This is a genomic window from Bacillus sp. NPDC094106 (genome assembly GCF_044764345.1).
Lineage (GTDB): Bacteria > Bacillota > Bacilli > Bacillales > Bacillaceae_G > Bacillus_A.
Window position 1 is genome coordinate 183,931 of the sequence record NZ_JBIWHY010000004.1, and the last position, 27,000, is coordinate 210,930.

At 36.1% G+C, this 27,000-nt stretch carries 28 protein-coding genes and 1 tRNA gene; 7 read left to right on the forward strand and 22 right to left on the reverse strand.

Features of this window, described 5'->3' with window-relative positions:
* The first annotated feature begins 159 nt into the window (after positions 1 to 159).
* Positions 160 to 450 (forward strand): ArsR/SmtB family transcription factor, encoded by a 291-nt coding sequence (locus ACIQ7L_RS07750; RefSeq protein WP_097896903.1) that lies wholly within the window; start codon positions 160 to 162, stop codon positions 448 to 450.
* 152 nt (positions 451 to 602) lie between these two features.
* Here the strand turns inward: ACIQ7L_RS07750 and ACIQ7L_RS07755 are convergent, their stop codons facing one another.
* Both ACIQ7L_RS07755 and ACIQ7L_RS07760 read right to left on the reverse strand, forming a co-directional pair.
* Positions 603 to 1,715, reverse strand: coding sequence for a class I SAM-dependent methyltransferase (locus ACIQ7L_RS07755; RefSeq protein WP_400567956.1), 1,113 nt, complete (start codon positions 1,713 to 1,715; stop codon positions 603 to 605).
* Between the two features lie 9 nt (positions 1,716 to 1,724).
* Entirely contained in the window at positions 1,725 to 2,354 is a 630-nt protein-coding gene (locus tag ACIQ7L_RS07760; protein WP_400567958.1) for an MBL fold metallo-hydrolase, read from the reverse strand.
* 169 nt (positions 2,355 to 2,523) lie between these two features.
* On the opposite strand from ACIQ7L_RS07760, the gene ACIQ7L_RS07765 reads away from it, so the two are divergent.
* Positions 2,524 to 2,697 (forward strand): DUF2759 domain-containing protein, encoded by a 174-nt coding sequence (locus ACIQ7L_RS07765; RefSeq protein WP_097896906.1) that lies wholly within the window; start codon positions 2,524 to 2,526, stop codon positions 2,695 to 2,697.
* Positions 2,698 to 2,806: 109 nt separating this feature from the next.
* Here the strand turns inward: ACIQ7L_RS07765 and glcK are convergent, their stop codons facing one another.
* The 14 genes from glcK to ACIQ7L_RS07835 all read right to left on the reverse strand — a co-directional run bounded on the left by glcK (position 2,807) and on the right by ACIQ7L_RS07835 (position 16,869).
* Positions 2,807 to 3,790, reverse strand: coding sequence for a glucokinase (glcK, locus tag ACIQ7L_RS07770; RefSeq protein ID WP_400567960.1), 984 nt, complete (start codon positions 3,788 to 3,790; stop codon positions 2,807 to 2,809).
* Between the two features lie 19 nt (positions 3,791 to 3,809).
* Positions 3,810 to 4,010 carry a YqgQ family protein gene (locus ACIQ7L_RS07775; protein ID WP_400567962.1) on the reverse strand — a complete coding sequence of 67 codons (201 nt, stop codon included), beginning with the start codon at positions 4,008 to 4,010 and terminating at the stop codon, positions 3,810 to 3,812.
* 101 nt (positions 4,011 to 4,111) lie between these two features.
* Positions 4,112 to 4,690 (reverse strand): 5-formyltetrahydrofolate cyclo-ligase, encoded by a 579-nt coding sequence (locus tag ACIQ7L_RS07780; protein ID WP_400567964.1) that lies wholly within the window; start codon positions 4,688 to 4,690, stop codon positions 4,112 to 4,114.
* A gap of 158 nt (positions 4,691 to 4,848) precedes the next feature.
* Entirely contained in the window at positions 4,849 to 4,998 is a 150-nt protein-coding gene (rpmG, locus tag ACIQ7L_RS07785) for a 50S ribosomal protein L33 (RefSeq protein ID WP_001265618.1), read from the reverse strand.
* Positions 4,999 to 5,068: 70 nt separating this feature from the next.
* Positions 5,069 to 7,423, reverse strand: coding sequence for a sugar phosphate nucleotidyltransferase (locus ACIQ7L_RS07790; RefSeq protein ID WP_400567966.1), 2,355 nt, complete (start codon positions 7,421 to 7,423; stop codon positions 5,069 to 5,071).
* Positions 7,424 to 7,691: 268 nt separating this feature from the next.
* Positions 7,692 to 8,348 carry a phosphate signaling complex protein PhoU gene (phoU, locus tag ACIQ7L_RS07795; protein ID WP_400567968.1) on the reverse strand — a complete coding sequence of 219 codons (657 nt, stop codon included), beginning with the start codon at positions 8,346 to 8,348 and terminating at the stop codon, positions 7,692 to 7,694.
* A gap of 71 nt (positions 8,349 to 8,419) precedes the next feature.
* Positions 8,420 to 9,235 carry a phosphate ABC transporter ATP-binding protein gene (gene pstB, locus ACIQ7L_RS07800; RefSeq protein WP_400567970.1) on the reverse strand — a complete coding sequence of 272 codons (816 nt, stop codon included), beginning with the start codon at positions 9,233 to 9,235 and terminating at the stop codon, positions 8,420 to 8,422.
* Positions 9,236 to 9,264: 29 nt separating this feature from the next.
* Positions 9,265 to 10,131, reverse strand: coding sequence for a phosphate ABC transporter permease PstA (pstA, locus tag ACIQ7L_RS07805; RefSeq protein ID WP_400567972.1), 867 nt, complete (start codon positions 10,129 to 10,131; stop codon positions 9,265 to 9,267).
* 1 nt (position 10,132) lies between these two features.
* Positions 10,133 to 11,083 (reverse strand): phosphate ABC transporter permease subunit PstC, encoded by a 951-nt coding sequence (gene pstC, locus ACIQ7L_RS07810; protein ID WP_400567973.1) that lies wholly within the window; start codon positions 11,081 to 11,083, stop codon positions 10,133 to 10,135.
* A 27-nt stretch (positions 11,084 to 11,110) separates the two neighbouring features.
* Positions 11,111 to 12,028 carry a PstS family phosphate ABC transporter substrate-binding protein gene (locus ACIQ7L_RS07815; RefSeq protein WP_400567976.1) on the reverse strand — a complete coding sequence of 306 codons (918 nt, stop codon included), beginning with the start codon at positions 12,026 to 12,028 and terminating at the stop codon, positions 11,111 to 11,113.
* A 306-nt stretch (positions 12,029 to 12,334) separates the two neighbouring features.
* Positions 12,335 to 14,437 carry a peptidoglycan D,D-transpeptidase FtsI family protein gene (locus tag ACIQ7L_RS07820; RefSeq protein WP_400567978.1) on the reverse strand — a complete coding sequence of 701 codons (2,103 nt, stop codon included), beginning with the start codon at positions 14,435 to 14,437 and terminating at the stop codon, positions 12,335 to 12,337.
* Between the two features lie 109 nt (positions 14,438 to 14,546).
* Positions 14,547 to 15,824: an MFS transporter gene (locus ACIQ7L_RS07825; RefSeq protein ID WP_400567980.1), complete on the reverse strand. Its 1,278-nt coding sequence runs from the start codon at positions 15,822 to 15,824 to the stop codon at positions 14,547 to 14,549.
* A gap of 135 nt (positions 15,825 to 15,959) precedes the next feature.
* Positions 15,960 to 16,571 (reverse strand): superoxide dismutase [Mn], encoded by a 612-nt coding sequence (gene sodA, locus ACIQ7L_RS07830; protein ID WP_016116345.1) that lies wholly within the window; start codon positions 16,569 to 16,571, stop codon positions 15,960 to 15,962.
* Between the two features lie 224 nt (positions 16,572 to 16,795).
* Positions 16,796 to 16,869 (reverse strand) — tRNA-Ile (locus ACIQ7L_RS07835).
* A 326-nt stretch (positions 16,870 to 17,195) separates the two neighbouring features.
* Here ACIQ7L_RS07835 and ACIQ7L_RS07840 point away from each other — a divergent pair.
* From ACIQ7L_RS07840 to ispG, 3 genes are all read left to right on the forward strand, one after another.
* A complete protein-coding gene (locus tag ACIQ7L_RS07840; protein ID WP_400567982.1) occupies positions 17,196 to 17,963 on the forward strand; it encodes a DUF1189 domain-containing protein in 768 nt (255 codons plus the stop codon).
* 64 nt (positions 17,964 to 18,027) lie between these two features.
* Positions 18,028 to 18,375 carry a hypothetical protein gene (locus tag ACIQ7L_RS07845; RefSeq protein ID WP_400567984.1) on the forward strand — a complete coding sequence of 116 codons (348 nt, stop codon included), beginning with the start codon at positions 18,028 to 18,030 and terminating at the stop codon, positions 18,373 to 18,375.
* 165 nt (positions 18,376 to 18,540) lie between these two features.
* A complete protein-coding gene (ispG, locus tag ACIQ7L_RS07850; protein WP_400568180.1) occupies positions 18,541 to 19,641 on the forward strand; it encodes a flavodoxin-dependent (E)-4-hydroxy-3-methylbut-2-enyl-diphosphate synthase in 1,101 nt (366 codons plus the stop codon).
* Between the two features lie 181 nt (positions 19,642 to 19,822).
* Here ispG and ACIQ7L_RS07855 read toward each other — a convergent pair whose 3' ends face one another.
* The 4 genes from ACIQ7L_RS07855 to ACIQ7L_RS07870 form a co-directional block, all read right to left on the reverse strand.
* On the reverse strand, positions 19,823 to 20,236 hold the full coding sequence (locus ACIQ7L_RS07855; RefSeq protein ID WP_097896922.1) for a Fur family transcriptional regulator: 414 nt from the start codon (positions 20,234 to 20,236) through the stop codon (positions 19,823 to 19,825).
* A gap of 13 nt (positions 20,237 to 20,249) precedes the next feature.
* Positions 20,250 to 21,083, reverse strand: a complete 834-nt coding sequence (locus ACIQ7L_RS07860; protein ID WP_400567985.1) for a metal ABC transporter permease — start codon at positions 21,081 to 21,083, stop codon at positions 20,250 to 20,252.
* Positions 21,080 to 21,853 (reverse strand): metal ABC transporter ATP-binding protein, encoded by a 774-nt coding sequence (locus tag ACIQ7L_RS07865; RefSeq protein WP_400567986.1) that lies wholly within the window; start codon positions 21,851 to 21,853, stop codon positions 21,080 to 21,082. The genes ACIQ7L_RS07860 and ACIQ7L_RS07865 overlap by 4 nt, the downstream gene beginning before the upstream one ends.
* Positions 21,854 to 22,026: 173 nt before the next feature.
* Positions 22,027 to 22,905, reverse strand: a complete 879-nt coding sequence (locus ACIQ7L_RS07870; RefSeq protein WP_400567988.1) for a YitT family protein — start codon at positions 22,903 to 22,905, stop codon at positions 22,027 to 22,029.
* A gap of 150 nt (positions 22,906 to 23,055) precedes the next feature.
* On the opposite strand from ACIQ7L_RS07870, the gene ACIQ7L_RS07875 reads away from it, so the two are divergent.
* The gene (locus ACIQ7L_RS07875; RefSeq protein ID WP_097896926.1) at positions 23,056 to 23,310 is read left to right on the forward strand and encodes a DUF2624 domain-containing protein; all 255 of its coding nucleotides are present in this window, start codon (positions 23,056 to 23,058) and stop codon (positions 23,308 to 23,310) included.
* Between the two features lie 18 nt (positions 23,311 to 23,328).
* Here the strand turns inward: ACIQ7L_RS07875 and ACIQ7L_RS07880 are convergent, their stop codons facing one another.
* On the reverse strand, positions 23,329 to 24,225 hold the full coding sequence (locus tag ACIQ7L_RS07880; protein ID WP_097896927.1) for a deoxyribonuclease IV: 897 nt from the start codon (positions 24,223 to 24,225) through the stop codon (positions 23,329 to 23,331).
* 409 nt (positions 24,226 to 24,634) lie between these two features.
* Positions 24,635 to 25,945 carry a DEAD/DEAH box helicase gene (locus tag ACIQ7L_RS07885; protein ID WP_400567991.1) on the reverse strand — a complete coding sequence of 437 codons (1,311 nt, stop codon included), beginning with the start codon at positions 25,943 to 25,945 and terminating at the stop codon, positions 24,635 to 24,637.
* A 372-nt stretch (positions 25,946 to 26,317) separates the two neighbouring features.
* On the opposite strand from ACIQ7L_RS07885, the gene vrrA reads away from it, so the two are divergent.
* Positions 26,318 to 26,974 (forward strand): VrrA/YqfQ family protein, encoded by a 657-nt coding sequence (gene vrrA, locus ACIQ7L_RS07890; RefSeq protein WP_400567993.1) that lies wholly within the window; start codon positions 26,318 to 26,320, stop codon positions 26,972 to 26,974.
* The last annotated feature ends 26 nt before the right edge of the window (positions 26,975 to 27,000 follow it).

Here is a 27,000-nt window from a genome sequence, read left to right on the forward strand (position 1 = left end):
TACAAAACGTACAAATTTATCTTTTTTATTTACACTAGAGTCTCTTTTCTTACAATTTCTTTACTTTAGAACGTTTTTTCTGCAACAACTATTTTCTTTTCTTTAATTTTTTGGTATGAATAGTATGGTATAACAGCTTACACGGAGGTGGAAAAAAACATGTTAGAAACCTTTCAAAAAGAATTAGAACTATATGAGAGTAATGCAGAGTTATTGAAAGTGCTTGCTCATCCTGTTCGCTTATGTATTGTAAAGGGATTAATTGAACGAGGTCCAAGTAACGTTTCTACAATGTACACAGGCTTAAACATGCCACAATCCACAATTTCACAACATTTAGCAAAATTAAAAAGTGCTAAAATCGTTTCTAGTGAAAGAAAAGGGTTAGAAATTTACTACAAAGTAGAAAATGAAACAATTATTCAACTTGTTCACGTATTACTAGGTTAGGGATTATTAAACAGAGAAAAAAAGGGCGTATTCTATATTTTTCATCTCATATCTTTAATATAAATATATATCATGAGAGGAAATATACAATACTACATACTAAAAGTCGTATTAAAAAACAAGACGCAGAAACTTTCTGTGTCTTGTTTTTTCTATATAGACAAATAACGCTTCAAATTTAAAAATTGCATCCCCTTTTTTTGAATAACAACATCAAAGACATCACCCATTCCTCCATTCAAGATCATAGAGCGAATCGCACGATTTATTTTCTGTTTCTCAGAAAAAGGGTCCGGATTTTGATGACTAGCAAGCTGTTTTAGTATCCCCGCCGCTAGTAAAAACTCATTTTGCTTTGTGTGCCATACTGTATCAAGGCCTTGCATTTCCCCTGTTTCCTTCAGCTCATCCCAATGGACATGCGCTGTAATATCCATCTCTCCTGAATGCTCAAGGGGATTTCGAATGAGCCTATGGTTATAATATCCCCTTAGACTTCCTTCACGGTGCGCTGGATGCATCCATTCTGCCTTTGTATACCCATAATCAGCCGTGATAAATAATCCTTCCTTGAGCCATCTTGCAACTTCTTGTACATAGTTTTCCATTGCTATTGGCACTTCAAAGCGCTGGCCTTCAAAAAGTTGAATATGATGTCTTCGTAAATAACCCCTTAGTCTTTCTTCTAGCGGTCTTAATACTTCTGTAAGCTTTCCTTCTGCTGTATATGTAACTCTTACTTCATACAAAATATCATTCCGCTTCTCAATTACCTCAACAGGAAAAGCATCAAACAATTCATTCGAAAAAACAATTCCTGTAAAAGAATCTCCTAACTCTTTATAAGACTCATGCTGAGAAATATTTAGAAATGAGCCAAGTTGATTATTTTGTAATTTCCTATGAAAAGGGCTCAACTCAATAATAGAATAGCGTAAATCTGTGAAGGTTTCTGGAGATAACTGTTTCCATTCCCGCAAAACATCGTAGGCAAATCTCCCAGTTCCTCCTCCAATTTCGCAAATGTTCGGCGCGACCTCTCCATTTTGGACAAGATGAATAAAAAAGTGAGCAAATGTCCTTGCAAACACAGAAGAGACGTTACTACTCGTGAAAAAATCACCTTTCCTTCCAATTTTCTCACGATTTTTCATATAGTATCCGTACCCCTCATCATACAAGGCGTGGTTCATATATGTACCATATGAAATCGAATAATCCTTCTCTCTTTCCATCCATTCTCTTAAAACGAGCTCCATCCCCATAAAAGCACCTTATTGTAAAAACGGATTATTTTCTTTTTCAAAGCCAATATTTGTTTCCGGACCATGTCCGCATAACACGGCCGTGTCATCTGGTAGTACAAATAATTTTTCTTCAATACTTCCGATTAATTCTGCAAAGCTTCCACCTGGTAAATCCGTACGGCCAATACTCATTTGGAATAATACATCTCCTGAAAATACAGCATTTGCCTCTTTGCAATAATATGAAATACTACCTGGAGAATGTCCCGGTGTCTCAAACATTTCAAATGTAAAAGATCCAATCGTTAACGTTCCTTCTCCATCAATGATATGATCTGCCGGCTTTGCTGTAATACTTCGATTCATCATAAAAATTTGTGAACCATTTACAGTCGCATCACCTAGCCAATCCGCTTCTTCTTTATGTACATATACCGGGATACAAAACGCATCCCTCACTGCATCGACTGCACCAATATGATCGAAATGAGCATGTGTTAATAAAACTGCTAATGGTTTTAATTGTTCTTCTTGTAAATACGTTACAAGTTTCTCACCTTCACTACCTGGATCAAAAATAATACATTCTTTTTGATCATTGCTTAAAATATATGCATTTGTTTGTAATGGTCCTAGCGGCATTTGTATCCACTTCATTTTAAAATCTCCTCCAGTTGTTGAACTTACTTTTATGATACAACATTTCTTTCCCTTAAGAAAAGAAATGTTGCTATCTCGACAACCATTTCTAAAACATGTACAATGAAAAAGAAGGAATATTGCAAAAAATCAAATAAAAGAATAAGAGAGCAGAGGGGGATCATATATGGGGCTTGTTATCATTTTTGGGCTAGTCACTCTGTTAGCTGTATTCGCAACCCTTAGAACGCTACGTGAAAAAAATCTACTTGCAGGCGGCTTCGCTGTTGCAACTGTACTGGTTTTCGGATGGTTTACAGTCATGACTGTCCTCAATAGCGGGTACCCGCCAACTCATTAATTCACTTACAGTTCTATTCTCCATCAAGATTTTGCATAAAAAGAGGAAGGGGTTCTCCCTTCCTCTTCTCATTATTCTACTAATTACTAAGCATCATTATCTTCAATAATTATATCGTTTTTGCTTCATATTTATACTTCTTTACAAGCCAAGCTCCACCGATTACACCCGCATCATTACCAAGCGTTGCAATCGCTAGCTTGGTGCTCTTAACAGCACGTGAAAATGCATATTGTTCAAAATAGCGCTGAATTGGCTGTAATAGTGCATCACCAGCTTTTGATACGCCGCCGCCAATTACGATTTTTTCGGGGTTTAACGTACTAGACAGGTTGGCTACCGCTAGTCCTAAATAAGAAGCTACTTTTTCTATAACTTCCCCTGCCAAGACATCACCTTGTCCAAGCGCCTCAAATACATCTTTTGATGTAATACGTCCCTCTTCTGCTAACATAGAGCGCAATACACTTTCTTTATCTGTATCTTGTATTTTTTGCATCGCAATACGTACAATACCTGTTGCCGAAGCTACTGTTTCTAGGCATCCAGATTTTCCGCAGTTACAAGGAAATGCATTCTCTGTAACAACTGTAATATGTCCAATTTCACCAGCTGCACCACTTGCACCATGTATGATTTCCCCGTTTACAATCACACCGCCACCAACGCCAGTTCCAAGTGTCATACAAATTAAATCTTTTGCTCCTTCACCAGCACCCTTCCACATTTCGCCAAGTGCTGCCAAATTTGCATCATTATCAATTACAACAGGTAAACCTGTTTCTACTTCTAATAAGTCTTTTAACGGATAGTTTTTCCATCCTAAGTTAACTGCTTCATAAATCATTCCAGAAGCGACATGTACAGGACCAGGAGCTCCCATACCAATACCAATTAACTTGCTTTTTAATTCTCCTAATTCTTCTAGCTTTTCATCAATTGCTTTTGCTACATCTAATGTAATATGTTTTCCTTGCTCACTTGTATTCGTTGGGATTTCCCACTTATGTAAAATTTCACCGTATACATTAATAAATGCTAATTTAATCGTTGTCCCGCCAAGGTCAACACCAACTAACCACTTTTCCTCCATTTTGCTACCCCACCTTTTACTATTTCTTACTCATCTCTTTTTGAATTTCTTGCTTTATTAAAAATAAAGCTGTTTGATAGTCTTTTGAATCGATCAGCTGTGATTGATTTAATTCACGTAGCTCATCTTGCATTAATTGTAAATCAGCGATTCGATCACCTGTATAAATGATCGTTCCAAATTTTTTTAGTAATTGCTGAATATCATAAATTGATATCATTTTATCACCCTCTATGTCCACTTATTATGGAAATATAATAAGAAAACGTTCACATATTTTATTATAATCAACAAGAAAAAGTCTCGTCAATTTTTATTTGTCTATACAATTCCATTTTGAACAATTGTTTCTTTTTCTGTAATAATTTTCTGTACATTTTGATCAAATGGCTCTGTCGGAATATCATTCACAATTTGAAAATCAAAAGCTAATGATAGCGTTTTCCCTTTATATCGTACAAGATAGCGATCATAATATCCACCGCCGTACCCGATACGTTCTCCTCGTCTTGTATATGCAACTCCAGGTACAACAAGAAGATCGATTTCATTTGCCTCTACTTCTTTTGTTAACACAGGAATAGGCTCACGTAAATTCATATATACTGTTTCTAATTGGTCAAAATTAACGATTTGACGAAAAGTCATTGTTCTTGTCTTTCGATTACACTTTGGTACAACAACTTTTTTGCCTTCCTGCCATGCTTTTTCAATAATGATATATGTATTAACTTCATGTTCCATCGAGAGAGTAATTCCGATTGTTTCAGCTTCTTTCCACTCCCTTTGTTCATATAAAGAAAATACAATCTGTTCTGATAAAGTTTTATACTGTTCTTTCGATAAAGAATTCATGTGTTCCAATATTTGCTTACGTAAACGCACCTTCTCTTCTTTCACACGCTTTTCCCCCTTGCACTAATACTCTATTCTACTGAACACCTTTATCTAAAAAATAAATAACATTCTTATGAGATAGTTTATCATTTTTAAATACGTGCTGCACAGTCAAACATTTGTGCAAAATAAAAAGAAACAGTAGGAAATATTCCTACTGCTTACTTTGTTTCACGGTGTAACGTAGACTTCTTGTCACGCTTGCAATACTTTTTAAGCTCAAGGCGCTCCGTGTTGTTACGTTTATTTTTCTTTGAGATATAGTTACGATCTCCGCATTCTGTACATGCTAGAGTAATATTCACACGCATTCTTATTTCCCTCCAGTCACTAATAACTTAAATCAGACTATACTATAATACCACTTTTAAAATAAAAATTCTACACCTTTTGATATTGTCTAATTTTTTCTATAAGATTTTTCATGTTTTCCTTTGCTATGACTGGATTTCTCGCATGTGAATACACAAGAAATTTTGGTTGTTTTGCATCAGAAACGATATAAGACCACTCTTTTTCCGTATATTTAAATTGAATCCCCTCTAATACTTCTATCTCTTTTTTCTCTATATCTTGCAATAACATTCCCATTACTTTCCCTTTCTCTTTCCATGAACATACAACCTCATCACATAATAAATAAAGAGGTGGTGATTGTTCTAACATAACTGATAGTGTTTTTCCTTGCTTAGCCATTAGCTCGAATAATTTTCCAATTCGATATAAAATATCTCTTTGCCACCTTATTTGAAGCGAATCTTTTTCACCGTGCATATAAAAAAGAAGATAACAATCTCCTAATTTTAACGATATCGGATACGTATTCCCTACCGTTTCAAGTAGTAAATCTGGTACATCTATTTCTTCAAAATTTGTATTTTGGTAAATACCACCATGGTTATCATATAGTTCAAACTTATTTCCTTGTTCATAAAACATAAGAGCTATATTTGCTCTACTAGATTTCATTAAAGATTTAACATGTTCTTTTTGCTCCCTTGCGTACACCCACGTAATTGAACATCCAAGTTTTTGGAGAAAGGAAATGAGCAATGGTTGCGACATATCATCTCTTTTATTAATAAGAAGATGAAACTGTTGCTTTTGTATTTCCGCAATATCTACATGCTCTAAAACAGATTCAACATAATTTTCTAAGCTAACCTGCACCGGTTTATTTCGCCCTATTTCTTTGTCATATGCGTAACGAAAAGCCTCTGACATATACAAGCTTTCAATTTCTTTTTGCTGCTTATACGTTAAACGTAATCCTTCTTTACCATACAATTGTATGACAATCACCTTTCCTTTTTCTAACCGAACCAAAACGCCTCCCGTGCATTCTAGCTCATGAATCGCATATTGAAAAGGCGATTCATCCATCTCCTGACACTCCATCGTATTGATTCCAACACCATGAATTGCATGTAGAAATAATTTTTTAAAAGCAGTCGCTTCTGCATTCTCATGACTCCCAATTAATATACGATCTCCTTTTGAAAAAAGTGAACCAAACGCCATTGCAATTTTCACAATAACTTGAGGCGTTATTTCTATATTACCTCTACCTACTATCTGGCTTTTTTGTAACCATCCTGCTGTATGTTCACCTTCCGTGACGCCTGAGGATGAAATTACAGAATGGCTATCAATCACTTTATAAGGCCATATTTTCCCATTTTGTTTAATTATCGTATTTTTTCCAATCCGGCATCGATCTGCTATAACACTCTTCTGAAATAATGTAACATCATCTTCAACCATCGTATTTTCTCCAACAGTCGTTTCTAGAAGTTCACAATGCTTCCCAACATATGTGTGTGCAAAAACAATACTTTTTTGAAGATGCGTGTAGTTTGAAATAATACTGTGCTTGCCAATAATGGAATACGGTTCAATTATTGCCCCATTTCCAATGACCGCCCCTTCCCCAATAAAAGAAGGACCGTGAATCTTCGTACCCTTTTCAATTGTGACGTCTTCTCCCATCCAAACCATCGGTAGCACTTCTGTATAAGAAATCGGTACTTGCACTTTCTTTGTCAGTAAATCAAACTGAGCTTGCCGATACTGAGCAAATGTACCAATATCTAGCCAGTATCCTTCTGCCACATATCCAAATAGCGCATTTTTATTTTCTAATAACGGAAAAACATGATGACTAAAATCAACGAATTGCTCAGATGGAATATAAGAAAAAATTTCTGGTTCCATTATATAAATTCCAGTATTCACAATATTAGAGATCACTTCATTCCAACTTGGTTTTTCTATGTAGCGTACAATTTCTTGCTCTTTGTTCATCACGACTAAACCAAAAGATAGTGGATTTTCCACTTCTTTCACAAACACCGTTACCATTCTCTTCTTGCATTGATGAAATTCAATTCCTTTCGACAATTGAAAATCAGTTAATGCATCTCCACTAATTACTACAAACGGTTCATCTAAAAACGCTTCTGCCTGCTTAATACTCCCTGCCGTACCAAGTGGCGGTGAATCCTCGAAGTAATGCAAGTTCACGCCCCATTTACTACCATCTCCAAAGTATTGTTTGATGGCAGTACTCATATATTGAACCGTAATCGCAATTTCATAAATACCATGTTGCCGGAGCAATTCAATGTTATATTCTAAGACTGGCTTTTCTAGTAATGGCAGCATCGGTTTTGGAAAATTACATGTTAATGGTCTAAGGCGTCTTCCTTTTCCACCGGCTAAAATAACCCCCTTCATATACATTCATCCTCCACTTTTATAATGTTGAACGATTTTGTATACCATATGTATGTCACTTCTATATGAATTAACTTTGTCAATTTAGAACCCTATAAAAGAAAGCGCTTACCTAATAATTTAAAAATGAAATTCAAATTTGTTTTATTTTTCCATCATATATTATGATACATCTTATCATCATAAATTGAACGAGACAACGAGCTTTTTTTGTCATGTTTTGACTAAAAAAGCAGATGACTTCCCATCATCTGCTTTAACCTACCGCTTATTCATTTAATAAATAATGTTTTCCTTTCACCAAATAGAAAACATTTTCAGCAATATTTGTAATGTGATCTGCCACACGCTCAATATAACGTGCAATAAAAGATAATTGTGTAATTTGTGTAATCGTCTCAGGATGCTCAGGAACGGAAGATATAAATTCACGAATTGCTTTTCCATATATTTCATCAACCGAATCATCCATTTCTGCAATTTGCTTTGCAGATGTTAAATTTTCTTTTTGATATGCTTCCAATGATAAATGTAACATTTCATTAGCGATTGTAAACATTTCCTCTATATTATGCAAGTCAACAGACGCTTCTTTTCCACCAAGTCGGATCGTTGCTTTCGCAATGTTTACTGCATGGTCTGCGATACGTTCTAAATCTGTTGCTGTTTTAATCGAAACGAAAATTCTTCGTAAATCACTTGCCACAGGCTGTTGTTTCGTGATTAACATAAGCGCAAGATCGTTGATTTCCTCTTCCAAATTGTCCATGCGATAATCACCATCAATAACTTCCAATGCTTTCTCCACATCTCTCTTTTGAAGGCCTTCCATAGAAAGTGAAAGGGCTTCTCCTGCTAGTTCCCCAAGTTCAATTACTTTTTGCTGTAATGCTTGTAAATCATAATGAAATTGTTCTCGTACCATGTTTCTTCCCCCTTATCTATTACATACATAAAAATGACAAATGCCCCTCTTAAGAGGAGCATTTACTCTTATTAGCCAAATCGTCCTGTAATATAATCTTCTGTACGTTTATCTGTAGGCATTGTAAATAATTTATTTGTATCTGTATATTCAACAACTTCACCACTTAAAAAGAAAGCTGTTTTATCTGAAATACGTGCCGCTTGTTGCATATTGTGCGTCACAATTACGATACTAAAATCTTTCTTTAATTCTTGAATTAATTCTTCTACTTTTAATGTAGAAATCGGGTCTAAAGCTGATGTTGGCTCATCCATTAAAATAACATCTGGTTCAATTGCTAAACAACGTGCAATACATAAGCGCTGCTGTTGGCCACCAGATAGGCCATATGCATTGTCATGTAATCGATCTTTTAATTCATCCCAAATTGCTGCACCACGTAAACTTTTTTCAACAATTGCATCGAGCGTCTTCTTATCACGAATACCATGAATTTTTGGACCATATGCAACATTTTCATAGATGGATTTTGGAAATGGATTTGGTTTTTGGAATACCATGCCAACATGTGTACGTAATTCTTCAACAGGATATGACTTATCAAAGATATTTCGATCTCGATATTCGATTACTCCTGTTGTTCGAACGATAGGTACTAGTTCTACCATACGGTTCAATGTTTTTAAATACGTTGATTTCCCGCAACCACTCGGCCCAATGATTGCCGTTACTTCATTCTCATGAATGCTTAAATTCACGTCTTTTAAAGCATGGTCTTCTCCATACCATAAGTTCAAATTTTTCGTATCGAATACAATTTTCTTCGGAGCTGCCTCAATCTTCTCTTCATTTTTCACCTGTACATTTACTACTGTTGCTACCATCTTGAATTCCCCTTTCATCCACTTCCTGCTTATCTACGCTTTCGTAACCATAAGACAACTGCATTCATAATAAGCAACAATCCTAGTAAAACAATCATGCCTGCTGCTGCTACATGCTGAAACTCTTCTTGTGGTCTACTCATCCAATTAAAAATTTGAATTGGTAAAACTGTAAATCTATCAAACATACCAAACGGAATATAATTCGCAAAAGCGAGTGCCCCAATGACTAATAGTGGCGCTGCCTCTCCAATTGCTCTCGATAATGCTAAAATACATCCCGTTAAAATCCCTGGCAGAGCAGTTGGTAATACAACTTGGTACATCGTTTGCCATTTTGTAGCTCCTACTCCATATGAAGCTTCTAATAAATGGCTTGGTACCATACGTATCGCTTCTTGACTCGACACAACAACAGTTGGTAATACAAGAAGACTCATCGTGAGCGCCGCAGCTACTATACTCTCACCTAGCTGAAGAACATATACAAAAATCGTTACACCTAGCAATCCAAACACAACAGATGGCACACCCGCTAACGTTTGAATATTTACTTCTATCATTCTTGTAAATATAGATTGTTTTGCATAATGCTCTAAATAGAGCGCTGTACCGATCCCGAATATAAAAGACACCGGTATTACAATGCTCATAAATAATATTGTTCCTGATAATGCCGCAGCAATCCCAGCTTGCTTTGGATTACGTGAAGCAAAGCTCATAAAAAAATCTATTGAAAGGTAACTTACACCTTTTTCAAAAATTTGATATAACAATACAAAGAGTATAGCTATTGAAAATAGCATTGCTATATAAAAAATCACCTTATATATTTGGTCCTTCCAAAAACGCGCTGCCATATTTTCTTTTATTTTCTTATGATTTAACATCTGCATCTTATATCACCTTTCTAAAACGGCGCATAATTTGCTGCGAAATCATATTCATAATAAATGTAAACACAAGTAGTGTAGCTCCTACAGCATACATGCTGTAATAGGTAATTGTTCCATGAGGTGCATCCCCTAGGCTCACTTGTACAATATAGGCTGTTAGCGTTTGAATGGAATGCGTCGGATCTAAAGACATATTAGGCGTTGAACCACCAGCAATGACAACAATCATCGTTTCACCAATTGCACGAGAAGCTGCCAATACAATCGCAGCCATAATACCAGTAAACGCTGCTGGAAATATCACTTGCTTCACTGTTTCCAAACGGGTTGCACCCAGTGCCATTGAAGCTTCCTTTATCCCAGATGCTACAGCTCCCATCGCGTCTTCAGAAAGAGAAGCTATTGTTGGTATCATCATAAATCCGACGACAATCCCTGGACTAATTGCATTAAAAAACTGTAAATCAGGAATCATTCGCTGCAAGAACGGCGTAACAATCGTTAAGGCAAAAAAACCATATACAATTGTCGGAATCCCTGCCAGTAGTTCTAACAATGGTTTTAGTACTTTTCTAGCCAAATTTGAAGCATACTCATTTAAAAATATGGCACACCCTAAGCCAATTGGAATTGCTACTACCATGGCGATCGATGTTACCAGTACGGTCCCACATATAAGCGGCAGTATCCCAAACTTAGGCTCTTCAAAAAAAGGTAACCATTCTTTTTCAGTTAAAAAAGAATATAACGATACTTTTTGAAAAAACATCATCGTTTCATTTGCTAATGTACTAATAATCCCAATTGTTGTTAGGATAGATACACTAGCAATTGCCTTTAATAATAACGGAACCATTCGATTGATTCGCTGCGTTTTTTTTCTTTTGATTGTATTTCTCTCAATCAAATGTTGCACAGAAAATGTAATCTGACTTTTGTCATTACGAGCCAAAGATGAAAACCCCTTTCCACCCTGACATTATCTTTCTATTTCTGTTAACATTCGCAGCTGTTCATTATATTTTTCTTCTGGTAACTTCACATAACCAACTTCTTCAGCAAGCTTTCCTACATGCTTCATCATAAATGCAACATAATCTGCTACACTGCTTTTATTTTGAATCGAAGCATGATTTACATACGCAAACAACGATCTAGACAATGGCTTATACCTACCAGATTGAATCGTTTCCTTTGTCGGAAATACACTGTTTACTTTTATAGCTTTCACCTTATCTCGATTGGCCATGTAGTAGGCATACCCTACAAACGCGATTGCGTTTTTATCATTCATTACCCCTTGCATAATAACTTGATCGTCTTCTGATAACGAAACTGTTTTTGCAAGGCGATTGTTTTGCAAGACGACACTTTGAAAATAATCATACGTACCAGAATCTACACCTGGCGCATAAAATTGCACTTTTTCATGCGGCCACTTTGGATGTATATATGACCATCGTTTTGTTCTCCCATCTTCGCTCCACAATAGGCGTAACTCTTCTATTGTCATATTATCCGCCCATGTATTTTGACGATTCACAATAATTGTGAGACCATCATAAGCAATTTCAAATGGTGTAAACTGGATGGAATTTTTCTTCATAAATTTCTCTTCCACTTGTTTCATCGAGCGTGAAGCATTATTAATATCTACTTCTCCTGTTCCAAAACGATGAAATCCTCCTCCTGTTCCAGAAATACTAATAGAAACTTTCACACGCGGTTCCTTCTTTGTATATTCCTCTGCTACTGCTTCCATAATAGGAAAAACTGTTGAGGATCCATCAACTCTCACTTCTCCCATTTCCTTTGCAGCAGATGCAGTAGACATGTACAAGAAAATGGAACATGTCGATACCGCCAAAACCTTAACTGATGTGCTTATCCACTTCACGTGTTTTTCCTCCTAGAAGTAACCTGAAATAACAGGATTACAGGTATAAGAATAATGCTAAACTATTAATTCGGTTTTAATTGTTTGTAAAAGTTTTGTAAATTTCTACTTTTTTTATTGTAATACGTTATCCTTTCCTCCTTTTCTTTACATCAACTAGATGACCGGTCCTAAATAAGAATGTGCAATTTTTCAGCACCCTAGTTCGTACATATTACATGCTCGTCCACAATTACTAAAACATATGCATAAAAAGCACAAAAAAGCACACTATCTTTTAAGATAGTGTGCCAAATTCGCATGTTTTTATTCTGCTTTTTTCCCTTTTTCATCTTTCGGTGCTTCACCTGTTACTTCTTGCTTTTTCAAGTCAAAGTAAGCGTCCATAATTTGACGGCCGATGTTTCCGTTAATTCCACAGTGATCATCATATATCCATGGAACGACAACAGAGAATGCTACCTCTGGATCATCAAGCGGAGCATAACCTACTAATGTTAGATTATAAATGATTTTACGATTACCATTTGCATCTCTTCCAATTGCCTTATCACCGCCATACGGTACCTGTGCAGTTCCTGTTTTCCCTGCTGCTTTATATGGTGCCGTTTGAAAATATTTCAAACCTGTACCACCAGCATCATTAAACACCTGTTTAAAACCTTGTTGAACCCGTTCAATCTGACTTTCAGGCATGTCTACACGATTCAATACTTTCGGTTCCATTGACTCAACCACTTTTCCCACTTCATCTGGTTTAGCCGGTGGCTGACGAATTTCTTTTACGACCTGCGGCTGCATACGGTAACCACCATTTGCGATTGTCGAAACATATTGCGCTAGTTGGAGTGGTGTATACGTATCATACTGTCCGATTGCTAAGTCTAATAAGAAACCTGGTTGCTTACCTGTTCCTCGTTGTCCAGCCGACTCATTTGGTAAATCAATCCCCGTTTTCACACCAAGTCCAAATTGACTAAAGTAATAACGCATATCATCAAATGCTTTTTGTGGAATATCTAACGTACCGCCTTTTTGATATTGTACGCCAGCAATTTTCATTGCCGTTTTAAACATATATACGTTAGAAGACATTTTTAAAGCGGTAAGGTCATCAATCGAACCCATATTTTTCCAAGAACTTTTTAAAGGTGTACCTTTTATTTTTATCGGTTCATCATACTGATAATCTCCAGGTTTAATTGCACCTGTTTGATATCCCGTTAGTAGCGTTGCACCTTTCACCGTTGAACCCATTTCATAGGAACTTGTCATCGTTCCTAATGCATAATCTTTCACTTCTGTTTTTCCATTTTCCTCGACAAGCTGTTTTCCAGCCATCGATAAAATTTCACCATTTTTCGGGTTCGTCATTACAACAAATGCACGATCTAACAGTGGTTCCGAACCTTTAAATTGCATTAAATTCTTCGTAATTATGTCTTCTACACGCTTTTGTAGTTCCATATCAATCGTTAAATTCAAATCGTTTCCTCGTTGCCCTTGAGAGACATTTACTGTTTCTATAATATTACCATCTTTATCTGTAATATTTTTTGTTTCTGTCTTTGTACCGTGAAGTGCATCTTCATATTGCTGCTCAATATAACTTTTCCCAACCCGGTCGTTACGATCATAATCGCGAACAAGGTAATAATCTAATCGCTCTTTTGGTAATCCTTCATCCGAGCTTGTTACACCACCCAGCACACTGCGGAACATATCATCATACGTATATTTACGATCCCAGTCCACATTCGTATCCACACCTGGTAATAGCGCTAAGTTTTCACTCACTACAGCATATTCTTCTGGTGTTACTTGCTTTTTAATAATTTGTGGCGTCATTGCATATCCGCCGTCCATCTTACTCTTAATTGCAAGCACTTCTAAATCTGCTGGTGTTAATTGATTTAGTTCTTCTTCTGTCACGCGGTTTCGCTGACGATCGTCAATTTCTTTATCATCAATTTTTTTCGCTTTAAGTTCTTCACGATCTTTTTTTGTGATTTTCGCTTCTGCTTCTTTTTTATGCATTGAAAGCCAGTAATCTTTCTTATCACGATCTGTTAATTTATCTGGTGATACTTCAATGAGTTCTGCAAGCTTTTTCGCTGTTTTTAGGCGGTCCTCTGAAGTTGATCCTTTCATTCGTGTAAATGTGATCGTCCGAACAGGATCATTATCTACAACAGCACGTCCATATCGATCAAAGATTTTCCCACGTGGGACTGGATTGCTTATCGTTGAGTTTTCCTTTTTCTCAACTTCGTTCTTATACTCCTCACCATGAACAATTTGTACATATCCAAGCCTCACAATAACCGCGGAGAACATTAAAAATACGCACAAAAACAACACGTTTAGCCGAAACGGAACGTGGGTCTTTTTCTTTTTCTTCTTACTCATACGAACCCCCTCTACCCACAGCTATGTAATGTGAAAGGGACACCTTGTTACAGGTGCCCTCACAGCTGTTTTACATGTCTTTTTATTCTAGCATAAAACAAAGAAGAAGTTAACCTTCAGGTTCAGTACGATTTGGTGTTGTTTCCCCAGCTACAACGCTTGTCCTATTTATATTTTGCTCGTCATATTTGACATTTTTAACGGCAAAATAAATAAGAAAATGTCCAGCTCCGAGAATACATAATAAAACAGGTAAACTTTTTTCCGGCAGGAAAAATGAAACTGCACATAAAAAACTTAAAATTGAACATATTCTTCCGCTATTTAGCCATAGTTCCCGAACAACAATATACTCAACCCGCCATTCTTTTGCCTGTTTTGCTCTTCCGATTACATCATATGTCATCGATCCATACGGAACGAGTAAGATTGGATAAGCAATTGCAATACAAGCTGCATAAATGAGTAATTTTACATATGTAACATGGAAAATAACTAAGAACACCACAGCGTATAAGATAATTCCGCCAAGTAAAATCGCCTTTTTTCTCCACTCTTTCTTTAACATACGTGCAACCAAGTAATAGCATACAAATGAAACAGCTGAATTGACTAAACTATACTTCCCTAATGCAAATTCACTTCCAGATGCTAAATAGACGTATACCGAGATAACAAAAACAAACGTTCCTTCCCTTAATCCTTGAAAAAAGTGTGCACGAGTAATTCTTCCCCAGTTTTTATCAATCTTACGTTCTTTCAAAACTTGAACAATTTCATACCGTCCTTCACATTCCCTTTTCGATAAAAAAAAGCTAATGACCACAGCAATTGCAAATAAAGTTAATGAAAGAAAAAAGATAACTGTATAGCCGCTCCACTTCTCCATACGTGAAATTGTATATCCAGCTGCTATTGGCCCAATCATTCCAGCAAAAGATGTTAGAAGGCCGAGAAAACCGTTAAAAAAATCACGTGTTTCCGGTTCTGTAATTTCAAATGTCAGCAAATTAAATGCAAGCCAATAAAAACCGTATCCAATCCCAAGAAGTCCACCAAGTAATATAATATAGTGTGAAGCATGTGTTCCTGTAAGTAAAACAACGATAAAAAAAGTCGCTAATGTTCCAACTCCTATTCGCAGTAAAATAGCACGATCGATTCGCTTTGCCAATTTTCCTGCGAATAGAAAGGTGAGTAGTTGCAATACAACACTTGCTAAGTTATATAATCCAAGATTCACATAGTTTTGGGTTTGCTTCCATAAATAAATGTTAACAAAGGTATTCGATAAAGAAATAGCAAGTGTATATAATCCCCCCATAATAAGTAGTAATACTAAATCGCGATTCACCTCAACATCGCCAATTACATGTTTCCACTTCATACATAACTCTCCTTTACTTCATGTTCTAGTCTTCCAAAGACAAGCACAATTATGTAAAAGAAAGCATACAAAAAAGCTAGGAGAATATCCCCTAGCTTCTTCAGTATCAAATTGCATAAAGCAGAACAAACAATATTATTTAGCTTCTTGGTAACGTTTTTCAGCTGCGTTCCAGTCTACAACGTTCCAGAATGCACCGATGTAGTCAGGACGACGGTTTTGATAATGTAAGTAGTAAGCATGTTCCCAAACGTCTAAACCGATAACTGGCGTTTTACCTTCTGTTAAAGGTGAGTCTTGGTTTGGAGTGCTTGTTACTTCTAGTTCACCGTTGTTTACTACTAGCCAAGCCCAACCAGAACCAAAGCGAGTTGCACCAGCTTTTGCAAATTCTGTTTTGAATGCATCAAAGCTACCGAATTTCGCTTCAATTGCAGCTGCAAGTTCACCTACTGGTTGTCCACCACCATTTGGAGATAGGATTGTCCAGAAGAAAGTGTGGTTTGCATGTCCGCCACCATTATTTCGTACTGCAGTACGAATTGCTTCTGGTACTTCATTTAAGTTTGCAACTAACTCTTCAACACTTTTGTCAGCTAATTCTGCATGACCTTCTAACGCAGCGTTTAAGTTTGTTACGTAAGTGTTGTGGTGTTTTGTATGATGGATGTTCATTGTTTCTTTATCAAAGTGAGGTTCTAAAGCATCATACGCATAAGGTAAATTTGGTAATTCATGTTTTGCCATTGTTACATTCCTCCCATTTTATGTATTGCCAAAACAATTTGGCATACAACTTCATTTTACCCTAATTGCCATAGGGTGAAAACAAATTAAATCACATTGTCTTGCTATTATTAACGTAGCAAAATCCCCATTTCTTTTCAAACAAAATGCTCACATATTTCGTAAAAAAAGCTTCCTTCTACAAGGAAGCCTCTTTTCTGCATTATAAACACACCAAATGGGTATGGACCCTGTAGGACTCGAACCTACGACCGGACGGTTATGAGCCGTCTGCTCTAACCAGCTGAGCTAAGGGTCCAGAATTATGTACATGACTATGGCCGAAACCACCGCATTCTCATAGATTATTCCTACAGCAAAATACTACATAGGTAAATTGCTATGAGGTATATCACTTAAGAAATGTAAGATAAATTTACCATATGAAAAAGAAAAGTGTCAATTGTATTTTTGTCCTTGATAAGTTGTATTTTTTGTAAAAGACGTGTTTTTTAAATCATTAAGTAATTCCTCTAAATATGGTATAGAAACGCGATATAGCTTGTGATTCTCTAGATACGTACGTTACAATGATTTTATGATTTTATACATAAATCTACATACATAACAAAAGGAAGTGAATCTATGTCCATATTTACACAACTTGTCAAAAGCCTATACTCACCAAAAGACATGGCGCTTTTCCGTTTTCAAAAAATCGGAAAAACGATTCTGTATATCATGTTGCTCTGCTTAATCACTACCATCCCGAGAACTTTATTGTATGGAAGCGCAATTCAAGACGGTGTTGGAATCATAAACAAAGCACTTGAACAAGATATTCCGGAATTTAAAATTGAAAACGGAGAACTGAAAGCAAAGATTGATAAGCCAATCGAAAAAGAGGATGGAAATTCCATCTTTGTATTTGACCCAAACGCAACAGATACACAAAAATACAACGATAAAATAGGCTTATTTATCCTCAAAGATAAAGTAATCTCTATGGCGAACGGTCAAACACAAACGTATTCCTATAATGATCTATTAGGTGCTTCTCTTGAGAAAAAGGATCTTCAAGACTTTATTTCCTTCTTCAATAGCATTTATCCAATTTTAATGTTCGTTATCGGCGCTTTCGTTTATCTGTTCCAATTATTTATCACATTTTTAGGTATTACACTTCTTGCCTTCATCGGCTCTGCCATGAGTGGCCAGCGCAAATTATCTTATAAGCAAGTTTGGTCGTTAACTGCTTATAGTTATACAATTCCAACTATCTTCTTTATGATTATGGATTTATTAAAGGTACACGTCCTTAGTTCAACGCTTATCTACATTGCAGTTATTTTAATTGTTCTATACTTAACAATTAAAGAAGTTCCAAAACCAAAAGAAAAACAAGAACTATAAAAAAATGCCATTTAGGCATTTTTTTTTTGGACAAGCATATATTCCTAGCAAAGGAGTGAGGAATATGAAGAGATTAGGTATACTCTTATTTGCGCTTGTTCTCTGTTATGTATTTTACTACGATATAAAAATTGGTACTTTACCAATGTTAAGTTCATACAAAAAAACAACTGCTGCTCAAACTGCAAAAAAAGAAGACACAGATACGAAACAAAAGAAAGAAACAGACACATCGTATAAAGCAATTGAAGTAAAAACAGGAGATACGGTTCTCTCAATTACCGAAGCGATTAATAAGAAAAAAGTTCCTTCTATTGAAAAAGTAATTGATGATTTTAAACAATTAAATCAAAATACATCTTCTACAAAAATACAGATTGGGAAGTCTTACAAATTCCCTTTATATCAATGACCCCATTACTTAATCCTTGTCAATTACATAAAGGCGCTGATACAATAGTAAAAGTGAAACCAGGTATATTGGTTTCTATTTCCTTATATCACATATACTATACTTGATATAAGAGACAAAATAAGAAACTTCTTTTATAAGGAGAGCGATCTATTCGTGAATGAAATGACTCATCGTACAAAAACACGTCCTGTTAAAGTCGGTAATTTAACAATTGGCGGCAACAATGAATTAATTATACAAAGTATGACAACAACAAAAACGCATGATGTAGAAGCAACTGTTGCTGAGATCAAACGTTTAGAAGAAGCGGGTTGTCAAATTGTCCGCGTAGCTGTTCCAGACGAACGTGCAGCAAATGCTATTGCTGATATTAAAAAACAAATTAACATCCCACTTGTTGCTGATATTCATTTTGATTATCGTCTTGCTTTAAAAGCAATTGAAGGCGGCATTGATAAAGTACGTATCAACCCAGGTAACATCGGGCGTCGTCATAAAGTAGAAGCTGTTGTAAATGCTGCGAAAGAACGCGGTATTCCAATTCGTATCGGCGTCAATGCAGGTTCATTAGAACGTCATATTTTAGAGAAGTATGGCTACCCTACTGCTGATGGTATGGTTGAAAGTGCACTACATCATATTAAAATTTTAGAGGATTTGGATTTCCACGATATTATCGTATCTATGAAGGCCTCTGATGTTAATTTAGCAATCGAAGCTTATGAAAAAGCAGCTTGTGCTTTTGATTATCCATTACACCTAGGTATTACAGAATCCGGAACACTATTTGCTGGAACTGTAAAAAGTGCCGCTGGTCTTGGAGCAATCTTAAGTAAAGGTATCGGAAATACACTTCGTATTTCATTAAGTGCTGATCCTGTTGAAGAAGTGAAAGTTGCTCGCGAACTGTTAAAGTCATTCGGTCTTGCATCGAACGCCGCAACACTTATTTCTTGCCCAACTTGTGGTCGCATTGAAATTGACCTTATCAGTATTGCAAACGAAGTTGAAGAATATATCTCTACACTACAAGTACCAATTAAAGTTGCTGTACTTGGATGCGCTGTAAACGGTCCTGGTGAAGCTCGCGAGGCTGATATTGGTATTGCTGGCGCGCGTGGGGAAGGGTTATTATTCCGTAAAGGAAAAGTAGTTCGAAAAGTACCAGAAGAAACAATGGTAGAAGAACTGAAAAAAGAAATTGATGTAATCGCTGCTGAAATGGCTGCAAATCAAGAAAAAGAAAAACAAGAACAAGAATAAAAAGAAAAGGCTGCTTAGATTTTGTGAGCGGCCTTTTCTTTTTATATAAAGAAGAGCTCGTCAGTTTCACAACTGACGAGCTCTTCCCTTGCTATTGGCGGACCGTAATACCCCCATCTCAAAATTCAGTAAAAGCAACTAAGTTGAGTGAGCAAGCTCACCCACTTATTAAGGTTTCACTTTACTTTGCACATTTTGGGCAACGCCCATATATTTCAAACTTATGTCCTGTTACCTCATATCCTTTAAAATCTTTATTCATAAAATCCATTGGACAGGAAGTAATTTCTTTTGTCCCACCACAATCCAAACAAATAAAATGATGATGGTGTTCCATAACCGAGCATGTAAAACGAAAATTCTTTTCTCCATTTAGTTCTGTCTGCTCCAAAACACCAATCTCAGCAAATACAGTTAAATTTCGATAGATTGTATCAAAACTTAATCCTGGATAATCATCTTTCATATGCTCTAAAACGTCTTTTGCAGTTAAATAACGATTATGAGCCGCAAATAATCGCAGCATTTCTTCACGTTTTCCAGTATGTTTATACCCTTTTTCTTTCATAAGGCGTAAAGCTTCTGTTAGATTCATAACTATCCCTACTTTATGCAGTTTTTTTCTTTTTCCATAAGATTGCACCGATTAAAATAAGAACCGCTAGCATAACAATTGTACCACCTGGAGCCAAATCAAGTTGATAAGAAGCAAGCATCCCACCTATTACGGAAATTTCACCAAATAAAACGGAAAAGAAAATAGTTTGTTTAAACCCTTTGGCAATGCGGATACTTGCTGCAACTGGTAACGTCATTAGAGATGATACAAGAAGAACCCCAACAACACGCATTGATACTGCGATTACTAACGCAACTAAAATAATAAAAACAAAGTGAATCCACTTTGCACGAAGGCCAGTTGATACAGCGTATTCCTCATCAAATGATAATAAAAATAGCTCTTTGTATAATAAAATAATCGTTGCAACAACTACGATTGCTACAATACCAATAATCATTAAATCCGTTCTTGTTACAGCACTTACACTACCAAACAAATAACTAAATAAATCTGTATTAAATCCGTTAGCAAGCGAAATGAAGATAACGCCAATCCCCATTCCAGCCGAGAGAATAATCGGAATCGCTAATTCTTGATAATGTTTGTATACAGTTCGTAACTTTTCAATTAGCAAAGCTCCACCTATTGAAAAGATCATTCCCATATATAATGGATTTAAAAATCCGCCTGTAAAAATTGTTTTTTCAAGCAACAAGCTTGCTGCAATTCCTGATAATGTCACATGACTTAATGCCTCCGCAATAAGTGACAAGCGGCGGATTACAACGAATACACCGATAAGCGGTGCAACAAGTCCTATTAAAATACCAGCGTATAAAGAATTACGTAAAAAATCATATTGTAAAAAATCCTGTATCATTGTATCCTCCCGTGATGCTCATGATCATGTTCTAAGCGATGAACATGATGTCCATATAAAATCGACATTTCTGCATCTTCTAGCTCTCGGAATTTCTCTACATTTCCATGGAAATGCAGATGCTGATTTAAACATGCAACATGCGTCACCTTCTCTGTTACAGCGCCCATATCATGCGTAACAAGAATCAATGTGATACCTAGTTTTTTATTTAAATCCTCTAGTATTTCATAAAAACTCTCCACGTTCTTTACATCGATTCCAACAGTAGGTTCATCCAAAATAAGTAATTCTGGGCTACTTACAAGTGCACGTGCAATAAATACACGCTGCTGTTGTCCGCCGGAAAGCTCTCCGATGTTACGATTTTGAAATTCGCCCATGCCTACATCAGCAATTGCCTTTACTACCTTCTCTTTATCTTCCTTCGTTAAAAAACGAAATAGGCCTTTTTTCGAAACAAGCCCCATTGAAACAACCTCAAAGACAGTCGCTGGAAAACCAGAGTTAAAACTGTTAGCCTTTTGCGACACATAGCCGATTTTATTCCACTCTTTAAATTTCTTACTATCAATACCAAATAATCGGATATTTCCTTTCTTTGGCTTTAAAACACCTAATATACTCTTCAATAAAGTTGATTTTCCAGATCCGTTCGGTCCAACTAAACCTAAAAAAGCTCCTTTTGGAACTTGCAAATTAATATCTTCTAGCACATTTCGATCTTCATACCGAAATGTCAATCCTTCTATTTCTAATACATTTTTCATAGCATCTCACCTATTTTAATTCAGAATGATTCCGATTTATCTCTATTTGAATTATAGTATAGCTTATTATAGTTGTAAACCAATCTGCCCAAAATACCTTCTTTATTTCAGGCAACCTTATTATTATAACAAAAAAACAGAGAAAATTTCTCTGCTTTTTTAAACACATATTTTTAATGAATTGCTGATTTGAATTTACCACCGTTTGTCTCTTGTGTACTCATAATTGTAATAAAGGCATTTTCATCAATTTCATGAACAATTGATTTTAACTTTGTTACCTCAAGACGTGTAACAACTGCGTAAATAACTTCTTTCTCTTTATCCGTATAGCCACCTTTAGCAACAAGCTTTGTTGTTCCACGACCAAGACGGTGTAAAATTGCATTTGATACTTCTTCATATTGATCTGATACAATAAGAACTGCTTTCGTTTCATCCAATCCTTGAATAACCGTATCGATCGTTTTGAACGCAATATAGTATGTCATAACAGAATACATCGCCTGTTCGACACCAAATACAAATGCTGCCCAAGCAAAAACGAATAAGTTCACAAACATAACAAATTCACCGACAGAAAACGGTAATTTCTTCGTTAACAAGATTCCCATAATCTCTGTTCCATCCAATGAACCCCCGTGACGAATAACAAGTCCTACACCAATCCCTAAAATAAGGCCACCAAACACAGTTGCTAAAATCGGCTCTGTCGTAAATGGTTGAATAGAATGTAATGTTGACTCAATAAATGCTAAAGCGACAATCGCAAAAGCAGAAGATAACATGAACGTCTTTCCAATTTGCTTATAACCGGAATACATAAATGGTATATTGAGGATGACAACCAAAGTAGAAAAACTTAACCACCAAATGTTAGGAGTAAGATAATCTAGTATGAGGGAAATGCCAATAATTCCACCATCAATAATTTTATTTGGCATTAAAAATAGTTCAATTGCTACCGCCGCACATGCTGCACCAAAGACAATCATAACTAAACGATACAATAGATGAATAATACTTTCTTTTCGATGTTGTTTTTTTTCCATAAGCCCTCCTTATATGCTTTTTATGTAGTTTTGTTCTTTTATTATAACATATTGTTCTTTTCCTTATGGAAAAAGCCACTGTTATACGAATATATACAAGCACTATGCACATATATTCCGATATAAGAACGCTTGAAGGAGGACTACATCATGAATCTCATCAAACAAATCGTAAATAAAAAATTAAATCATATTTCAACAAAAGAATTATTGAAATATAGCAAAGACTATGAAGTCCCTATTACAACAGAGCAAGCTGATAAAATTGTGCTCTTAATGAAAGGAAAAAATATTAACATTTACAATAACGATGAAAGACTGGCACTGTTAAAAAAAATCGCAAAAGTAACCTCTCCCGCTACCGCCCAGCAAGTAAATACATTATTTCAGCAATTATTAAAATAAGGAGGGAAATCCCCCTCCTTATTGCCCCTTAATCTTCTCAAGAATCCCTTCATCAAATGTTCCATTCTTGAGCATTTCAATTTCAAATTTATATGGTGGTTTTTTATCTTTCTTATCTTCACCTACATACGGTGTTTCAAGAATCTTCGGTACATGCTGTAATTGCGGATGATGCACAATATGATGCAACGCCTTATAACCGATATGACCGAAACCAATATTTTCATGACGGTCTTTACCAGCCCCGCGCACGTTTTTACTATCATTAATATGCAATACTTGCAAGCGATCAATCCCAACAATTTTATCAAATTCATTTAATACGCCGTCAAAATCATTCACGATGTCATAACCTGCATCATGCGTATGGCACGTATCAAAACATACAGATAGTTTTTCGTTATATTTTACACCGTCAATAATCTTTGCAAGTTCTTCAAAACTACGTCCGCACTCTGTACCTTTTCCAGCCATTGTTTCTAATGCGATATTTACTGTCTGTTCTGGCGTCAACACTTCATTTAAACCTTTAATAATCTGCTCAATACCAGCTTCAGCTCCTGCCCCAACGTGAGCACCTGGATGAAGTACAATTTGTTTCGCTACTCCTAGGGCTGCTGTTCTTTCAATTTCCATGCGTAGGAAATCGACACCTAATTGGAACGTTTCCGGTTTTGTTGTATTACCAACATTAATAATATAAGGCGCATGGACAATAATTTCTTCAATTCCATGCAACTGCATATGTTTTCGTCCTGCTTCTATATTTAATTCTTCAATTGGTTTTCTTCTTGTATTTTGTGGTGCGCCTGTATAAATCATAAACGTTGTTGCACCATACGAAACAGCCTCTTCACTTGCTGCTAATAACATCTTCTTACCACTCATTGAAACATGAGATCCAATCTTTAGCATATAATCACCTCTTCAATATACAATAGCTATAATGATAGCATAATTTGTAGAAATATGTAGTGAATTGTTTGTTCAGAAAAGAAGCCCCTATGAAAAAACAAAGAAAAACTTTAATCGGTGAGAATCTTCTCCCCTTCACTTCTCACTCAATTTGGGAGCCAGAAAGATAGATGGATAAAAGATAAGTACTCTGTAATATTAAATAAGTTTGAAAGGTGTTGAGCATTGATATGCCAACGCCTTATATAAGGTTACACATTATATAATTGATATCTTAATTAGTTTGAGACCGCTTCTATGTACAAAAAAAGAGCGTGACCACACGCTCTTAAAATGTGTAACATTCTAGTTCACTTCTTTATATACCAAAGTATTCTAATGTTTTTGTTGCTTTTGATAAAAATTTCCCTTATCTTTTTTTATTGCTATATTTTTTCTTCACTTTTTCACGTTCTGTCGCAAGTTTTCTCTTATAATTAGGCTTTACTTTTTTCGGTTTTTTAACCACTTTCGTTGCCATAACATCTAGTTCATCATTTGGTTTTTTACGACTTTTACGACGACGACGCTCACCTAAGTCCGTCCATTCATCCCCACGTAAGTCCACATGTTTAAACGTGATATTACGTTGTTTTTCTAAGTTATCTAGTGCTTCCTCGTTTGCTGGATCATAAATAGTTACTGCAATACCTGAATAGCCAGCACGTGCTGTTCTTCCAACGCGGTGAACGAAGAAATCTAAATCAGATGGAAGTTCATAGTTAATTACATGGCTAATTCCTTCAATGTCGATACCACGTGCTGCTAAGTCCGTCGCAACAATGTATTGGAACTCTAAGTCACGAACTTGCTTCATCATTTTTTTACGATCACGAGGAGATAAATCACCGTGTATACGCCCTACTTTTAATCCACGTTCTGTTAGTCCATCTGCCACTTCGTCAGCTTTTTTCTTTGTATTTGTAAAGACAATTGCTAAATACGGCTTAAATTGAAGTAACATATTTTTCACTAATTCAATCTTATTACGATGTCTTGAAGGTACAAGATAATGCTCAATATTCCCCGCTGCAACTTGCTTCGGATTAATATGAATATGCTCTGGATTCTCCATATACTTCTTCATAAATGGCTTTAATTTTTGAGGAATCGTTGCAGAAAAGACCAACATTTGTAAGTTTTTAGGCATACGTGCTGCAATTTTATCTACATCTTGAATGAACCCCATATCAAGCATTAAATCCGCTTCATCGACAATAATAGTAGCTGCTTTATGAACAAATAGCGCTTGTTCTTCCACTAAATCTTTAATACGTCCTGGTGTTCCAACAACAATATGAGGTTGCTTTTTCAGCTTTTCAATTGAACGTTGTTTGTCAGTACCTCCAATTAAGCAACGTGCTGTAATCATTTGCTCTTCTGCACAAAACTTTGTTAATTTAACAATTTCTTGATAAATTTGTTGTGCTAACTCACGAGTAGGCGCTGTAATGACAAGTTGTACCTCTTCACGGTTTGCATTAATTCTATTTAAAGTTGGAAGTAAGTATGCATGTGTTTTCCCAGAACCTGTTTGGGACTGTCCAATTACACTCACACCTTTTTTTACGACCGGAAAAATTTTCTTTTGAATTTCTGTCGGCTCTGAAAAGCGTAGTTCACGAACTGCATCTATTAAAAATGGCTGAAAATTATACTGTGTAAATGTTTGTAGTGTCATAAGTTACACCTTCTTTCTAAAATTTCTACTGCGCGCACAAATCAGTCAAGTCTACATTATATCGAAATCTAATAGTAAAATCCATCTTTATATAAATCCATTTTAATTTTTAAGTCGCTGCGATGCAAAATAAAACATGACCTGCACTCGCTTTCTTCCTTTGTTTTCACCCTAGCATGTGGCAGAAAAGATCCTTGACCGTTTCTATGCATGTCCAGATGCTCTCGTTCACCTAAAAAGAAAGGGATTTTTATGTCGATTTCTCAACTTGTATTTATATAGTTTCGGTTTTCACTCCAAAAACTAACCTTCTTTCTTACCTTTGCATATTGTATGTGTATATACCTAACTAAAGAAAGGAGGATTTCTCTTATGTATCCGAAATCCCCTATGCAGCAAATGTATCCAGGGCAGCAACCATATACACCATACCCAATTCCTCAATTACCACCAATGATGCAAAAAAAGAAAGGCTTTCTCTCTAAACTTTTCAAAAAACACGATCCTACTCAGCCTTTTATGCAAATGGTTCCTCCCTATCGACAAATGGAAGGGCAACCGATCATGCACCAACATCCGCATCATCAACAATACCATCAGTCCTATATACAGCAGCCACAACAAATGATACCACCTCAACCACAAATGATGAATGAGCCAAACGAAATGCGCGGAGGGGCATCAATTACACCTAGCGCTAGTGGTATCGGAAGCTTCTTTTCTAACTTAATTTCCAATCCGACCGGCATGTTAAATAACATTGAAAAAGTCGCACAAGTCGCTCAATCTGTCGGGCCTGTGGTCGAACAATATGGTCCCATTGTTCGCAGCATACCGAGCATCGTAAAAATTCTCACCTCTAAAAAAGGTGAGGCTGAAGGATCGAAAGATGAGGTGGAAATAATCACCACCCCATCACCTCCTAAAAAGAAAAAAAGGAAGGAAATTATACTTGAGCCCATTGTTGAAAAAGAATTACCAAAAGAGAATATCCCACATATGGCAACAAAACCAAAACTATATGTCTAACAATCCTTTGTTTTCTGTCCCCTCCT

Excerpts from the sequence above, each read along its gene's own strand:
- ACIQ7L_RS07750 (WP_097896903.1), top strand. The coding sequence starts at position 160 with ATGTTAGAAACCTTTCAAAAAGAATTAGAACTATATGAGAGTAATGCA.
- ACIQ7L_RS07755 (WP_400567956.1), bottom strand. The coding sequence starts at position 1,715 with ATGGGGATGGAGCTCGTTTTAAGAGAATGGATGGAAAGAGAGAAGGAT.
- ACIQ7L_RS07760 (WP_400567958.1), bottom strand. The coding sequence starts at position 2,354 with ATGAAGTGGATACAAATGCCGCTAGGACCATTACAAACAAATGCATAT.
- ACIQ7L_RS07765 (WP_097896906.1), top strand. The coding sequence starts at position 2,524 with ATGGGGCTTGTTATCATTTTTGGGCTAGTCACTCTGTTAGCTGTATTC.
- glcK (WP_400567960.1), bottom strand. The coding sequence starts at position 3,790 with ATGGAGGAAAAGTGGTTAGTTGGTGTTGACCTTGGCGGGACAACGATT.
- ACIQ7L_RS07775 (WP_400567962.1), bottom strand. The coding sequence starts at position 4,010 with ATGATATCAATTTATGATATTCAGCAATTACTAAAAAAATTTGGAACG.
- rpmG (WP_001265618.1), bottom strand. The coding sequence starts at position 4,998 with ATGCGTGTGAATATTACTCTAGCATGTACAGAATGCGGAGATCGTAAC.
- ACIQ7L_RS07790 (WP_400567966.1), bottom strand. The coding sequence starts at position 7,423 with ATGAAGGGGGTTATTTTAGCCGGTGGAAAAGGAAGACGCCTTAGACCA.
- phoU (WP_400567968.1), bottom strand. The coding sequence starts at position 8,348 with ATGGTACGAGAACAATTTCATTATGATTTACAAGCATTACAGCAAAAA.
- pstB (WP_400567970.1), bottom strand. The coding sequence starts at position 9,235 with ATGGTAGCAACAGTAGTAAATGTACAGGTGAAAAATGAAGAGAAGATT.
- pstA (WP_400567972.1), bottom strand. The coding sequence starts at position 10,131 with ATGCAGATGTTAAATCATAAGAAAATAAAAGAAAATATGGCAGCGCGT.
- ACIQ7L_RS07820 (WP_400567978.1), bottom strand. The coding sequence starts at position 14,437 with ATGAGTAAGAAGAAAAAGAAAAAGACCCACGTTCCGTTTCGGCTAAAC.
- ACIQ7L_RS07825 (WP_400567980.1), bottom strand. The coding sequence starts at position 15,824 with ATGAAGTGGAAACATGTAATTGGCGATGTTGAGGTGAATCGCGATTTA.
- sodA (WP_016116345.1), bottom strand. The coding sequence starts at position 16,571 with ATGGCAAAACATGAATTACCAAATTTACCTTATGCGTATGATGCTTTA.
- ACIQ7L_RS07840 (WP_400567982.1), top strand. The coding sequence starts at position 17,196 with ATGTCCATATTTACACAACTTGTCAAAAGCCTATACTCACCAAAAGAC.
- ACIQ7L_RS07845 (WP_400567984.1), top strand. The coding sequence starts at position 18,028 with ATGAAGAGATTAGGTATACTCTTATTTGCGCTTGTTCTCTGTTATGTA.
- ispG (WP_400568180.1), top strand. The coding sequence starts at position 18,541 with ATGACTCATCGTACAAAAACACGTCCTGTTAAAGTCGGTAATTTAACA.
- ACIQ7L_RS07855 (WP_097896922.1), bottom strand. The coding sequence starts at position 20,236 with ATGAATCTAACAGAAGCTTTACGCCTTATGAAAGAAAAAGGGTATAAA.
- ACIQ7L_RS07860 (WP_400567985.1), bottom strand. The coding sequence starts at position 21,083 with ATGATACAGGATTTTTTACAATATGATTTTTTACGTAATTCTTTATAC.
- ACIQ7L_RS07865 (WP_400567986.1), bottom strand. The coding sequence starts at position 21,853 with ATGAAAAATGTATTAGAAATAGAAGGATTGACATTTCGGTATGAAGAT.
- ACIQ7L_RS07870 (WP_400567988.1), bottom strand. The coding sequence starts at position 22,905 with ATGGAAAAAAAACAACATCGAAAAGAAAGTATTATTCATCTATTGTAT.
- ACIQ7L_RS07875 (WP_097896926.1), top strand. The coding sequence starts at position 23,056 with ATGAATCTCATCAAACAAATCGTAAATAAAAAATTAAATCATATTTCA.
- ACIQ7L_RS07880 (WP_097896927.1), bottom strand. The coding sequence starts at position 24,225 with ATGCTAAAGATTGGATCTCATGTTTCAATGAGTGGTAAGAAGATGTTA.
- ACIQ7L_RS07885 (WP_400567991.1), bottom strand. The coding sequence starts at position 25,945 with ATGACACTACAAACATTTACACAGTATAATTTTCAGCCATTTTTAATA.
- vrrA (WP_400567993.1), top strand. The coding sequence starts at position 26,318 with ATGTATCCGAAATCCCCTATGCAGCAAATGTATCCAGGGCAGCAACCA.